This window comes from Streptomyces xylophagus (assembly GCF_000716435.1).
GTDB classification, from domain to species: Bacteria; Actinomycetota; Actinomycetes; order Streptomycetales; family Streptomycetaceae; genus Streptomyces; species Streptomyces xylophagus.
Map to the genome: position 1 here is coordinate 1 of NZ_JNWO01000142.1, position 454 is coordinate 454.

Genomic DNA, 454 nt, shown 5'->3' on the forward strand with positions numbered 1-454 from the left:
ATCGGTTCCTGGTGCCAAGGCATCCACCGTGCGCCCTTAAAAACTTGGCCACAGATGCTCGCGTCCACTGTGCAGTTCTCAAACAACGACCAACCACCCGTCACACACCGCTTACACGATGCTTTACCGGGGTCGGCACTGAAGGCGGCTTGCAGCCGTACCCTCAGACACCCAACAGCGTGCCCGACCAGTTCCTGTCCGCAGGTCATGCTTTCCACGCCCCGAAGAGCAGTACTCGCAAGCCTGTGACCCAGACCCTGGCCGAATAATCAACGTTCCACCCTTGAGCAACCAGCACCGGACGTTCGCCGATGCACTGGCCTCTGACCTCACCCCGAAGGGAGTCGGTTAGAAGTGCTCCTTAGAAAGGAGGTGATCCAGCCGCACCTTCCGGTACGGCTACCTTGTTACGACTTCGTCCCAATCGCCAGTCCCACCTTCGACAGCTCCCTCC

The 454-nt window shown here is 59.5% G+C and carries 1 rRNA gene; it reads right to left on the minus strand.

The features are described 5' to 3' along the window. Positions 1–365 precede the first annotated feature (365 nt). A 16S ribosomal RNA gene (locus OO70_RS50690) occupies positions 366–454 on the minus strand; the annotation flags it as partial.